At 62.9% G+C, this 13,241-nt stretch carries 10 protein-coding genes; 2 read left to right on the forward strand and 8 right to left on the reverse strand.

Annotation, left to right across the window (positions count from 1 at the left end; genetic code table 11):
* Window positions 1-593 precede the first annotated feature (593 nt).
* The 8 genes from A9977_RS00170 to A9977_RS00205 all read right to left on the reverse strand — a co-directional run bounded on the left by A9977_RS00170 (window position 594) and on the right by A9977_RS00205 (window position 12,076).
* Window positions 594-3,773, reverse strand: a complete 3,180-nt coding sequence (locus tag A9977_RS00170; protein WP_183022836.1) for an efflux RND transporter permease subunit — start codon at window positions 3,771-3,773, stop codon at window positions 594-596.
* Window positions 3,770-5,494: an efflux RND transporter periplasmic adaptor subunit gene (locus tag A9977_RS00175; protein ID WP_183022837.1), complete on the reverse strand. Its 1,725-nt coding sequence runs from the start codon at window positions 5,492-5,494 to the stop codon at window positions 3,770-3,772. The genes A9977_RS00170 and A9977_RS00175 overlap by 4 nt, the downstream gene beginning before the upstream one ends.
* The gene (locus tag A9977_RS00180) at window positions 5,491-6,861 is read right to left on the reverse strand and encodes a TolC family protein (protein ID WP_183022838.1); all 1,371 of its coding nucleotides are present in this window, start codon (window positions 6,859-6,861) and stop codon (window positions 5,491-5,493) included. The genes A9977_RS00175 and A9977_RS00180 overlap by 4 nt, the downstream gene beginning before the upstream one ends.
* Window positions 6,862-6,999: 138 nt before the next feature.
* A complete protein-coding gene (locus A9977_RS00185; protein ID WP_183022839.1) occupies window positions 7,000-7,452 on the reverse strand; it encodes a hypothetical protein in 453 nt (150 codons plus the stop codon).
* Between the two features lie 282 nt (window positions 7,453-7,734).
* Window positions 7,735-8,181, reverse strand: coding sequence for a hypothetical protein (locus A9977_RS00190; RefSeq protein WP_183022840.1), 447 nt, complete (start codon window positions 8,179-8,181; stop codon window positions 7,735-7,737).
* Between the two features lie 534 nt (window positions 8,182-8,715).
* Window positions 8,716-9,801 carry a hypothetical protein gene (locus A9977_RS00195; protein ID WP_183022841.1) on the reverse strand — a complete coding sequence of 362 codons (1,086 nt, stop codon included), beginning with the start codon at window positions 9,799-9,801 and terminating at the stop codon, window positions 8,716-8,718.
* A gap of 185 nt (window positions 9,802-9,986) precedes the next feature.
* Window positions 9,987-11,396, reverse strand: coding sequence for a heavy metal sensor histidine kinase (locus A9977_RS00200; protein ID WP_183022842.1), 1,410 nt, complete (start codon window positions 11,394-11,396; stop codon window positions 9,987-9,989).
* Entirely contained in the window at window positions 11,393-12,076 is a 684-nt protein-coding gene (locus tag A9977_RS00205; protein ID WP_183022862.1) for a heavy metal response regulator transcription factor, read from the reverse strand. Before A9977_RS00205 ends, A9977_RS00200 begins: the two co-directional genes overlap by 4 nt.
* 189 nt (window positions 12,077-12,265) lie before the next feature.
* Here A9977_RS00205 and A9977_RS00210 point away from each other — a divergent pair, with 189 nt between their 5' ends.
* Together A9977_RS00210 and A9977_RS00215 are read left to right on the forward strand one after the other, a co-directional pair.
* Window positions 12,266-12,664, forward strand: coding sequence for a hypothetical protein (locus A9977_RS00210; protein WP_183022843.1), 399 nt, complete (start codon window positions 12,266-12,268; stop codon window positions 12,662-12,664).
* Between the two features lie 66 nt (window positions 12,665-12,730).
* Window positions 12,731-13,156: a hypothetical protein gene (locus A9977_RS00215; protein ID WP_220811403.1), complete on the forward strand. Its 426-nt coding sequence runs from the start codon at window positions 12,731-12,733 to the stop codon at window positions 13,154-13,156.
* The last annotated feature ends 85 nt before the right edge of the window (window positions 13,157-13,241 follow it).

The following is a 13,241-nucleotide window of genomic DNA, read 5'->3' on the forward strand; positions in this document are numbered from 1 at the left end:
GCAACCAACGCAACGAATGACCCGCGAGCAAGCACGCATGTCATCCCGCGTCGCGCCATGACCGGCTAAGCGCGATCCCTGAGTCGAGGGGGGCGCTTGAGACGTTCGAGATATGGAGCCGACGTCGGCTGAGCTAACCCAAGCGGAAGTTCAGCCTGCTGCAAAAGCGCTGGAAGCGAAAGATCCGCTAAACCTATGAATGCTGCGTGCACGCCGTCCGCCGCAATGTGCCCTTTCGATTCAGGCGACTGATCGACGGCGATGGTGCCGTCTTGGTGATGATGGTGGGCCTGCTTCTCCAAATGAAGAAGGGCATGGGCTTTCTCCCTGGCAGCTGGCGTTGCCCCTCCCTCGTGTGCATGGGCTGCGCCCAACGACACGAAAAGAAGAAGGAGGAACAACACAAAGGCCCGCATCACCATGTAACTGTAGGGTGCAGCGACGCACCTTGCAATACTTTGGCATTAGTTTTATTCGAGGGTGAGTTTCGCGGCCCGACGCCCCATCGCAGCGCTTCCCTCAATGCAGGTCGGACTCAGATGCTCGCCTACGGGAGCACCGGAACGCCGAAAGGCGCGCGCCATTGCAAGTGATCAAGCTGGGTCATGGCCTCTTCTCCCGAACGCGAGGCGAGGTGCGTGTTGTTCGCGGGGCTCGCGCGGCAGCCGCATCAACAGGTACGCCGCCGGGATCACGAACATCGACAGCAGCGGGGCCGTGATCATCCCGCCCACCATCGGCGCGGCGATGCGTTGCATCACCTCGGAGCCCGTTCCGGTCCCCCACATGATCGGGAACAGCCCCGCCAGGATGACCGCAACCGTCATGGCCTTCGGACGCACGCGCAGTACCGCGCCCTCGCGGATTGCATCCAGCAGGTCGGCGGTGCTCGTCTTACCCTGGGCAATGCGATCGTCCCAGGCATGTTTCAAGTACAGCAGCATGATCACGCCGAACTCCGCTGACACCCCCGCGAGCGCGATGAAGCCGACCGCGCCGGCGACGGACAGGTTGTAGCTGAGCAGGTAGAGCAACCAGATGCCCCCGACCAGCGCGAACGGCAGCGCAGCCATGATCAGCAGTGCTTCATCGAAGCGCTTGAAGGTCAGGTACAGCAGCACAAAGATGATCAGCAGCGTGAACGGCGCCACCATTTTCAGTTTCGCCGTGGCGCGCTCCAGGAACTCGAACTGACCGGACCACGACACCGCGTAGCCCGGGGGCAGCTTCACTTCCTTCGCAACCACGCGCTGCATGTCCTGCACCGCCGAACGCAGGTCCCGTCCGCGAATGTCCACGTATACCCAGCCCGACAGCCGCGCGTTCTCGCTGCGCAGCATCGGCGGCCCGTCGGTGACACGGATGTCCGCAACGTCGGAGAGCACCAGGCGCGTGCCGCGCTCGGTGACGATCGGAACGGCACGCAGCTGCTCCAGGGAGTCGCGGATCTCACGCGGGTAACGCACGTTGATCGGGAAACGCTGCAATCCTTCGACCATTTCGCCAATGTTCTCGCCACCTACCGCCGAAGCGATGACCGATTGCACATCTGCGATGTTCATGCCGAACCGCGCCGCCTCGTCGCGCTTGATGTTCACGTCCACGTAGCGGCCGCCGGTGAGCCGCTCGGCCAAGGCGCTCGACACGCCCGGCACGTCCTTGATCACGCTCTCGATCTCGCCGGTGATGCGGTCGACGGTGGCAAGATCGGTGCCCGCCACCTTCACGCCCACCGGGCTCTTGATGCCCGTGGCCAGCATGTCGATCCGGTTGCGGATCGGTGGGACCCAGATGTTGGTCAGGCCGGGCACCTTGACGATGCGGTCGAGCTCCTCAACCAGCTTGCCCTGCGTCATGCCGGCGCGCCACTGCTCGCGCGGCTTGAACTGGATGGTCGTTTCGAACATCTCCATCGGTGCCGGATCGGTCGCCGACTCCGCGCGCCCGGCCTTGCCGTAGACGCTCGCCACCTCGGGAACCGTCTTGATCAGCCGGTCGGTCTGCTGCAGCAGCTCGCCGGCCTTGCCCGTCGACAGGCCCGGCAGAGCCGAGGGCATGTAGAGCAGGTCGCCCTCGTCCAGGCGCGGCATGAACTCGCCGCCGATGTGCTGCAGCGGCCACAGGCTCAGCACCAGCACGACCACGGCGCCCGACAGCGTCAGTTTGGGCCAGCGCAGCACCGCATTCAGCAGTGGTTGATAGACCGCGATGAGGAGCCGGTTCAGCGGATTGGTCTTCTCATCGGGAATCCTGCCGCGGATCAGGTAGCCCATCAGCACCGGGATCAATGTCACCGAGAGTCCGGCTGCTGCCGCCATTGCGTAGGTCTTGGTGAAGGCCAGCGGCGAGAACATGCGTCCTTCTTGGGCCTCCAGCGTGAAGACCGGGATGAACGACAGCGTGATGATGAGCAGCGAGAAGAACAGCGCGGGGCCCACCTCGGCGGCCGAGTCCGCGATCACGCGCCAATGGGTCTCTCCGCGCAGCGTCTGGTCCGGGTGATCGTGCCTCCACTTCTCGATGTGCTTGTGGGCGTTCTCGATCATCACCACCGCTGCATCCACCATCGCGCCGATAGCGATCGCGATGCCACCGAGCGACATGATGTTGGCGTTGACGCCCTGGTAGCGCATCACGATGAAGGCCGCCAGGATGCCGATCGGCAGCGAGACGATCGCAACGAATGCGGAACGCAGATGGAACAGGAAGATGAAACACACCACCGCGACGACGATGAATTCCTCTAGCAGCTTGAAGCCCAGGTTGCGGACCGCTCGCTCGATCAGGTTGGACCGGTCGTAGGTCGGCACAATCTCCACCCCTTTGGGCAGGCTGGCCTGCAGGGTCTGGAGCTTTTCCTTGACGGCGGTGATGGTCTCCAGCGCATTCTTTCCCGAGCGCATCACGATCACGCCGCCGACGGCTTCGCCTTCACCATCGAGCTCGCCGATGCCGCGGCGCATCTCGGGCCCGACCTGGATGCGCGCCACGTCGCCCAGGCGCACCGACACACCGGCGTCGGTCGTCATCAGCGGGATCTTGCGGAAATCCTCCAGACCCTGGAGGTAGCCCGAGGCTCGCACCATGTATTCCGCCTCGCCGAGCTCGAGCACCGAGCCGCCGGTCTCCTGGTTGGCTTTCTGGATCGCCTCCACCACCTTGGTGTGCGGGATCCGGTAGGCGGCGAGCTTCTCGGGATCGAGCACGACCTGGTACTGGCGCACCATGCCGCCGATCGAGGCGACCTCGGCCACGTTGGGCACGGTCTTCAGTTCGTACTTGAGGAACCAGTCCTGCAAGGCGCGCAACTGTGAGGCGTCCTGTGTGCCGCCACGGTCGACCAAGGCGTACTGGTAGATCCACCCCACGCCGGTGGCATCGGGGCCGAGCGAGGCCTTCGCGCCGGCGGGCAGGCGCGACTGCACCTGGTTCAGGTATTCCAGCACCCGCGAGCGCGCCCAGTAGAGATCGGTCCCGTCCTCGAACAGCACGTAGACGAACGAGTCGCCGAAGAAGGAGTAGCCACGGACCGTCTTCGCCCCCGGCACCGACAGCATAGTCGTGGTGAGGGGGTAAGTGATCTGGTTCTCGACAATGCGCGGCGCCTGGCCCGGGTAGCTCGTGCGGATGATGACCTGCACGTCCGAGAGGTCGGGCAGCGCGTCCAGCGGCGTGCGCAGGACGGAATACACGCCCCAGGCGCTGAGTATCACCGTGGCCAGCAGCACGAGGAAGCGGTTGGCGATGGACCACCGAATCAGCTTGGCGATCATGGCTTGCTTCCCGGGGTTGCGGGCGCAGCTGGCGTAGCGACTGGAGGGGCCTTGGAGTCCGCAGAGGTGCCTGCCATGGGAGCCGTTGCCATGGGTGTCACCCGGGTGAGCTGCGGCAGGTCGTCCGTGTCGATGAAGAACTCGAAGCTCGCGCGGTCGCCGGGCTTCAGGCTGCCTGGCGCGCCGCCGGGCGGCAGCTTGAACTCCATGGTCATCGCGCCCCACTTCATTTTCGGGATTGGTTCATGCGAGAAGGTCATCGCATCCTTGGTGATACTTTCCACCTTGCCTTCGCCCACATGCCTTGGCGCCGCAGCAACCGGCATTGCAGGGGTGGCCGTCGCAGGCGCTGCCGTAGTGGGCACGGCGTTCAGGCGTGCCTCGACCCCCTTGAGGCTGGCCTCGGAGTCGATCAGGAACTGCGAGGACGCCACGACGCGCTGGCCGGCCTGCAATCCGCGCTTGATCTCGGTCTGGCCGCCGCTTTCGAGGCCGATCTCGACGTCGACCGGTCGGAATCGGCCGTTGTCCTCCGCCAGCATGACGACCGAGCGCTTGCCGGTCTGGATGACGGCCTCGGTCGGGATCAGCAGCGCCTTGTCGGCACGCACGTCCGTGAACTGCATCGACACGAACATGCCGGGTACGAGCCTGCCGGTCGGATTGGCCAGTTCCACACGTGCCTTCAGGGTGCGCGTCGCCGGATTCACATCGGGAAGAAGGGCCTGCACCTTGCCATCGAAGGTCTCGCCGGGCGCGGCGGGCGTCCTGGCCTGCACCCTGGCGCCGGGGCGCACCAGCGCCGACTGGCTTTCGGGCACTTCGGCGTTGGCCCAGACGGTGGCCAGACCGTTGATGCGAAACAGCGTGGTGCCGGCGCTCACCGTCATGCCTTCGCGCGCGGCAAGTTCCGTGACGACGCCACCGATGGGCGCGACCAGCGTGATGCGAGGCTGGGTGCGGCCGCTGCGCGCGACGAGTTCGATCTGCCCATCGTTCATGCCGACCTGGCGCATACGTTGACGCGCACCGTCGACCAGCGGGGCCAGGTCGGTGCCGCGCATGCGCTGCACCGACAGGAACTCTTCCTGCGCCGCGATCCATTCCGGGACATAGAGCTCAGCCAGCGCTTGGCCTTTTTTCACCTGGTCCAGCGTGGCGCGCACGTTCAGGTGTTCGACATACCCGGTCGCCCGGGCCTGCACGATGACCTGGTCGCGCTCGTTGAAGGCGATGCTGCCGACCGTGGCCACCTGCGGCGACACGGTGCCCTCGGACACCACAGCGGTTCGCACGCCCAGGTTCTGCTGCACGCGCGCACTCACCGTCACACTGTTCTGGTCGCCGTCGCCACCCGCGTAGACGGGCGACATCATCATGTCCATGAAGGGCGATTTGGCGGGCTTGTCGAACCTGTTCCCCGGCACCATGGGGTCGTGGTAATAGAGGATCTTCTTGCCGTTGGCCGGGTCGGTGTCGCCGGCCTTCAGGCCCGCTGCGATGTGGCGCCGCGTCGCGTTTTCGCCGATTTCGTTGGGAGAGGCTGCAGGAGCAGCCGTTGTGCTCGCTGACGGTGTGGCCATCGACGAAGTGCCCCCGGAGGAGGCGGACGATGGTCCCAGGCTCCTGCCGCGCTGTACCCCGAAGGTGTAAGCACCGAAGGCTGCCGCAGCGAGGACTGCTGTCGCGATCAGTCCAAGGAAGAGAGGTCTTGTTATCATTTCTGCGGCTCCTTGGTCTCGCCCGCGGCCGCAGACGGGCCGGTATCGATCGCTGGATGGGTGGCGGGGATCAGGAACTCGAGTTGGGCCCAGAGCGCAGCGGTCTCCATCTCGAGGCGAAGGCGTTCCAGGCGCGTGTCGATCTCCATGCGTCGTGTCTCGAGTGCGGCGCTCAAAGTGCCCGCACCGCCGCGATAGGCAGCCAGCACCGCTTGCGTGCGTTCAGCGGCGAGCGGGATGAGCGAGCTGTCGTACAGGGCGAGCCGTTTGCGGTTGCTCTGCCACTGCTGCAACCATGAGAGAGCCTCGGCGGCACTCTCTCGCGTCGCTTCCTCACGCTGGGCCTGCAGTTGTTCGACCGCCGCCAGCTTGGCCGCGAGTTCCCGATCCTGGCGATTCTTCTGGTCCAACTGCAGTGGGATCGACAGGTTCAGCGACACCATGTTCGAGTAGGCCGCCCCCCGCTGGCTGTACATCAGTTCCACACTCCAGTCGGAGCGCTTGTTGCTTTGCGCGACGTCGGCTTCCGCGCGCGCCACCGCTTCCTGTCGCGCCATAAGCGCGATCGGCGGGTGCTCACCGATCTGGGTCTCCAGATTGCGGGCGTCCAGGCGCACGGAGCCCAGTTCCGGGAGCACCATCGAGGGTTGGGGGGTGCCCGGCCCGACCCAGCGCGCCAAACGCGTCTGGGCCGTGGCGATCTGGCGCTCCTGCGCAAGGATGCGGTCGTCCAGTTGCGCCAACGCGGAGCGCGCCGTGAACACATCGGCCTGTGTGCCGCGGCCACCGCGGTAGGCGGCGTCGGCGCCCTCGATCTGCAGGTTCAGCTCTGCACGTTGGGTTTGCAGCAGTTCTCGCATCCGCCCCTGGTAATAGCGATCAAGCCAAGCGGTCGCGGTGTCGCGCCGCAGGTTGGCCAAGGCTACGGCGCGGCCCGTTTCGGCGACCTCGGCTTCTCGGTCAAAGCGCGCCGCGCGGGCCTGGCGCTTGTCGGAACGGGTGAATTCCTGCATCACGCCGATCGAGCGCATCGTCATGAAGTCGCGCGTGAGGCTGAAGCGGTCGCTTCCGTTGACAGGCAGATTGCTGATGCCGGCCTTGAGCACGGGATCGGGCAGTTGCCCGGCGGCCACGGCCATGGCGCGTGCGGCACCTGCGGCCGAGTCCTGTGCGACGAGCTGTCGCGAGCGCTCCTCCGCTAATCGCATTGCAGCGTCGAGTGAAAGCGTCTGTTGTGCGTGGGCACTCAGGCCGAAGGCACTCGCGCTCAGCGCCAGCGCCAGCGCCACGACCCAGAGGCTAGTGGGACGGAAAAAGTGGCGCGCGGATCGAGCGATCGGCGCAGCCGGAAAGGCAATGGTGAACATGAGATCTCCTGACAAACCTGCGAGTAGGTTGTCGGGCCGCGCCGCTGCGCCCGAGCACAACTCGGCGAACACGGCAAGGCACGACCGACGCGCTGCACCGACCAGCAACAGGCCGTCGGCGCAAGTTCGGTCAGGCGATCAAGTTCGGTAGACGCAGTGCAGGATGGCGTGTGGCGGCGATGCCGCAACCAGTGCACTCAGAGAGGCCGCCGCAGGACGCGGAGGTGACGCCGTCTCAGGCGCCCAGGGGGTCATGGGGTAGAGGGCCGACAGCAACACCGCAGGGACCGTCAGCGTGGAAGCATGGTCGCTCTGCTGTCCGTACTTGCAGTGCTCGGCACACAGATTGCTGGAAGCCGTGTCTGTCGCGCCGATCATGTCCGCACAGGGTGATCCTTGCATGGTTGGGCCACTGGCATCGTCTGTTGCAGCGACAACATCTTGCGCCATCGACATGGACATCGCGGTGGCCGAGCTGCCCGCCAGAGTTGAGGAGAGCGCGGGGCAAGCGTAGGCGGCGATCGCCAACTGCGAGAGCAGCAGCATGCCGATCAGGCCACGGGCCAAGATCCGCACGAGTCCACGCGTCATCGCTGCGCCACTGGCAACGCCAGCACAAGCACGCGCCCAACGCATGGTGCGCTGGCGAGCCGTGTGAGGAGGGTTGCGGTGATGGCCATCGAAGGACGCTTAGAAAGCTGCTGATGGAGTCCGTGCTTGCGAAGTGGTTCCGCGAATTTTAGGCCTGTCGCTCAGTAAAAGAGGTAGGCCGCGGCGACATGTGCGGCTTGCGGTGGACTATAGCGCCGTGTATAGCGCCGTGGTCGACGCTCAAATGCCCAGGCCGCCGACTATGTCCGGCGGCCCCTTACATCAGCGGCGCACGGTCGTGGGAGCGTCTGGCAGGGCATCCTGTTGCGTGAGGCGCTGCGCCGGTGCGCCGAGCGCCGGGCCGCTGCTCAGACGGGCGTACTCAGCGGCGGCTTGCCGGTAGGCGGGTCGGGTCGTGTCCGCACCCGCTTCGCCGTTCGTGGCTGCGGCCAGACCCGAGCGCATCCAGGCTAGCGTGTCCGCCTGGACGACCGCGCGGGAGTTGGATGACACGCTCACGACGGCGCGTGGATTGCCCTCGGGATAGCCTTGATCGGGGGCGTTCTGCAGCCAGCGCTGCGTGTCCGAGGCAACCGCTGCGCGGCTGGTGCTCGACGTCAGGGGCACCGGGCGGGGATCACCTTCGGCATAGTTGCCGGCCAGTGCGGGGCCAGCGATCGCGCCGAGCAGTGCGGCCAGCGTCAGGGAGGTCTTGAGGGAAGTCTTCATGTTCGATCCTTTGGCAATGAGAGGGTTTGCATTTCCGGAGGTGAGAAAGTGCCGAGTAGCTCCGTGGGTTTTTCTCTTTCCGATGCATCAACTCTAGGCCGCTGGTCAGCGAGTTTTCGCACACCCAGATTACTGTTTTGTCATCTGCAGAGTGCGCTATTTCGACACGGCTGCAGACGTTGCCGGTGGGCGTAGCGGGCACGGGCTGGGCGCCGCAACTTTCTCAACACAAGCGCGTTAAGACGCTCGAGCGCTCTGACCGGTGCGGCCGCCGAACACAATTTGAATCCAAGAAGGGCTGGCCAGCATGATGTGCACCAAACCCATACGTAGACATCATCAAGACTCCAAACGACGCACCCGGCGGTGCCATGATTCCGCGCTCAAGGCCGAAGTCCGGGCCGAACATGCTCAGTCCAAGACTTCAGCGGCCGCCATGGCGCTGGGCCATGACTTGAACGCGAACTTGGTGCGCATGTGGCGTCAGCTGGCCGCTGCGCCGTCAGCATGCTAAACGACTGAAAAATACAACCTTTAGACGAGCATTGGAACCTGCCACTCACCTTGATGAAGATGCACGACCTTCCAAGGCAACTCAGGGTCACCACCCTGAAGCATCAGATTGAAACCGGTCGCAAGCTGTCCTCCTTCGTCTTGATGGTTTGGCTGAGGATGTTGAAAGCTGAATCCCGACTCCCGTTGAGTTAAAAGGGCATCGAAAGAGTTTGCCGCTTGAGAAAGAGCAAAGGGCCGCCACTGATTTCCAAAGAAAATCAAACCCCCAAACGTGTACCGAAAGCCACCTACTTCCTTGAACATTAGCGTTTCAAAGCCAAGCAAAACGCCCTCGGGATACTGCGCAGACAAAGATGCTTTCGCCTCTTGAACCAAAGCGTCACTGTCATCTCCAGGAAAATAAGCGATTGGAGCGAACACTAACGGAATTTCGCGCTGCAGGCGATCTGACCAAGTGTATAGTCCGGAACCCAAAAGATTCGAGAGGCCGCTCAGTTCATTTAATTTCCAACCAAGAGATTCCAGCAAGCCTTCCCAAGCTCTAAGCAGTCGATTATCTTGAAATGCGCCATGCGAGCGAATTTCAGTCAGATAGTCAGAAACATTGTCAACGCCAGCCACCTCCTTGACATACGCCTCCAGCTGTTCGAAAGATCCAGGTCCGTCCTCATCTGGCGGCAGCCCATAGCTAAGTTGCACTAAGCGATTGCTACTGGCGTTGACAATGAGCTCGATTTGGAATCTTGCAAAACTGCTTACAAGAGAACTGCTCAAACAAAAAACCGAAACCGCACCAGAATGAAAATCTAATCGCGCATTAATGGCCAACCAAAAACTCACGTCCTGATGCTGCATTTTCGCCATAGAGAATTCGTGCAATTTAAAGAAACCCTCCAATTTTTCAACGAATTGAAAGACATTTCCACTGTAAACAGTCAAGGCAAAACCGGATCGCCGGTTCGGACGTCCCCACGGCTTTTTCTCGCCCTGAAGCCAAACGTAGTCCGCCTCAAGCCCTCCATCCGTCAAAGCAGTTTTCGGGTCGAATTTTCCGGAGACGGTCAGTACAGCATGAATTGGATCACGGGCAGAGCAGATCATCATCTTCCTTCATTCGCCAATGTGGCCTTAGGGTGAATGCATTAAATCAATGACACACTTACTTTGAACCTGGTTAAATTAGGTCTTGACGTAAGCGTTGAAACATGAATTGACATGCGCGGTAGTCGACTTACGCAAGGATCGCTGGCCGCACGCGTCGTCCAGATGAGTAGCGCAGCGAAAAATGTCTATCTGCCTTCTGACCTCATGGAGAAGCTGATTTCATTGACGCCAGATCGAGAGGTAGCGCGGGTCTGACCTCCATGCATTCGCGCGATCGCGGCCACTATCGCCAGGCCAAGCCCATGGTGCTCCGACGAATCGGTGCGAGACCGCTCTGCCCGAAAGAATCTCTTGAAAAGATTGGGTAGCATGTCGGCGGCGACCGGTTCGCCCCGGTTGGCAACTTTGACCCAAATGCCGTCGGGCTGCGTGTCGATCACGATCGCGATCGTGGAGCCAGCCTTCGCATACCGGCTAGCGTTGCTCAGCAGGTTAGACAATGCCCGACGCACCAGCGCGGCGTCGATGCCAATGCTCGCATCGCCGCTGACATGCACCTTCAATCCCGCGTCTTCCAACGTGGCCTCGTGAAAATCCAGCACCGTACGAACTTGATCGGCCAAGCTGACCGGGGCCGACCGACGCGCGACGGTACCTCGGTCCGCCTTGGACAAAAAGAGCATGTCGATCACAATCGCAGAAACGCGCCTTGCCTCTTCCAGCGCTGACAACAAAGCATCCCGCAGTTCCTCGGCCGATCTCGGCCGCGCCAGCTCGACCTCTACCATTCCGATCAGGTTAGCCAGCGGCGTGCGAAGTTCGTGCGCAACGTCCGCATTGAACGATTCCAGCTGCTGATAGGCCTGTTCGGCACGATCGAGCACTGCGTTGAATTGCGTTACCCATGGCGTGATCTCAGATGCATAGGGCGCGGGATCGATGCGCCGCCCCGGATGTGCCGGCCCCGTGGCCGCAGTTTGTTGAACGAGCTTCTGTAGCGGCTTCAGCCCTCGACGCACTAGAAGCGTCCCAGTCAGTGAGATGATTCCGGAGCCTAGAAAGGTTGCACCGACGAGGGTCCAGGCGAGCCGCGCCAACAGCCGGGAATCCTCCTGGACATCGATACCAAGTTGCAGGTGCATGGCTGCATCACCTGATCGCATCTGCGATTCCTGCGTGGACATCCAGAGCCAGCGCGCGGACGTCCGGGAAGGCGTGGATGAGTAGATGATTTCGTTGCCGAGGCGCAGCACCAGACTGATTTCCGCGTGGGTCGAGAAGAAGTCGTCCAGTTTGTGGCGCAGTTCGTCGCGCCCTGCGTCATCGCGCGACTCCTGAATCAGATGCTTGATCAACTCGGACTGACGCTCGAACTCACTGGCCTGCTTGACCTGAAAGCTCCAAGCGGTGACGGCATAGATCGCCACGCACACAAGGCTCAGACCAATCAATGCCTGAGCCGCAAACCAGCGAGACAGGGCGGCTTGGATGGAGCCTGTGCTTTGTGGAGACGCGATGGTTGCGACGTTGGCTGTTCCGTCAGTCGCGTTGCGGCTGACGGTGCCGGAAGGCTCGATAGTTTTCGCGGGGCTCACGGAGCGCTGTCCTGCCGACTCTCAAGCACGTACCCCATGCCGCGTACTGTGTGCAGCAGCTTCTCCTCGAAAGGATCGTCGATCTTGCTGCGCAGCCGCCGGATGGCCACCTCCACCAGGTTGGTGTCGCTGTCGAAGTTCATGTCCCACACCTGCTCGGCCAGCTGCGTGCGCGACAGCACATTGCCCTGGCGGCGCATGAGCAAGCTCAACAATGCGAATTCCTTGGCGGTCAGCTCGAGACGGTGCCCGTTGCGCGTCGCCTTGCGCGCCACCACATCGAGGTTCAGGTCCCTGAGCGCGTAGTTGGACACCTCATGGAGCTTGCCGCGGCGCAGAAGCGCCTGGATTCGGGCAAGCAATTCGGAGAAGGCGAATGGCTTGGCGAGGTAGTCGTCCGCGCCGCTTTGGAGCCCGCGCACCCGGTCGGTTACTTCGTCTCGGGCCGTGAGCATCAGCACTGGCATCGACTTGGTTTTACGCACTGCCTCCAGCACGGCAAATCCGTCGACGCCCGGCAGCATGACATCCAGCACCACCAGATCGTAGTCGCCATCGAGCGCAAGGGCGCGACCTTCGGGACCGGAGCGTGCCAGGTCGACCACGAAGCCACTCTCGGTGAGGCCCTTGACGAGGTAATCGCCCAGCTTTTGTTCGTCTTCGATGACCAGTATTCGCATCGGCTGATGGTACGGCGCGAGGTAGTGCACCTGGATTACTTCTTTGTAATCCAGGTGGAGGGCGATTGGCGGACTCTCTTCCTAGAGTGCCCACATGCCGGTCTACAGGCTGGCATCGCCGGCTTGGTTGCCAGTCCGGTGAGCCAGTGCAGCTCGCGACGTTGAGCAAACCATTGAAGGAGACCCATCATGAAGAATCGTCAAATCCTCTCGTTCGCACTCGCCGTCGGCGTGGGGGGTGCATTCGTCGCGCCGTTTGCGGCCTATGCCGAAGCCCCGTCTCATTTCGCACCGAACGAGGCCGGCGTGGTCTATCACCCGGCCGATGCCGGGCGCGCCAAAACCGAAGCCGAGGCGGCAGCCGACTTGGCCGCAGCACGCGCCAAGCCCGAATGGGCAGGCATGCTGCGCTGGGGATCGCTCGCCTCCACGCCGAAAGTGGGACCGAGCAAGACGCGCGCGGAAGTGGTGGCCGAACTGGAAGCCGCGCAGAAGCAACCCAACTGGGATGCCGCTGCAAGGCTGGGCGCGCCCTTGACGGCGCCCAAGGTGGATACCAGTAAGGTACGCGCACAGGCTCAACCCTGAGCGAGACGCGTAGAACTGGATATACGCACAGGCCACCTGACACCCCCCCCACTTAGAATTCGCTGCATGTACCGGGTTCGCCTGTTCGTTCTTTGGATAGTGATGTTCGCCGTGCCCCTTCAGGGGTACGCGGCGGCAGCCATGGTCTTTTGCGAACCCGGGCACGCCGGCGCTGTGGCCGAAATGTCCGTCGAACTGCCCGGAATGCACGACCATGCCCAACATCCGCATGCGGACGGGCACAGCGACCATCAGCATGAGACGGCGCAGGCAGCCAAGCCACCCGCAAAGGACGGCACCGCCAAGACCGCGAGTGCGGAGCCTGACGCGATACACAAATGTGGCACCTGTGGCGCATGCCACGCCACGGCGCTGACCAACACGCTGGAACTCGCTGTTCTCCACGACCTCCCACACGCCGATCTGGCGGAGCCGGCCATCACGATGGCCACGCTCACGCCGCGCGTTCTCGACAAGCCTCCTCGCACTTAACGCGTTCGTGCGCTTGTGACCCACGTCACAGGCTGCCGCGAACGCTCATGCATCGCCTGCGTCATGCCTTTTCGGGCAGCACTGA

Origin of the sequence: Variovorax sp. UMC13, from assembly GCF_014170375.1 — a bacterium.
In the GTDB taxonomy this organism is placed as follows: domain Bacteria; phylum Pseudomonadota; class Gammaproteobacteria; order Burkholderiales; family Burkholderiaceae_C; genus Variovorax.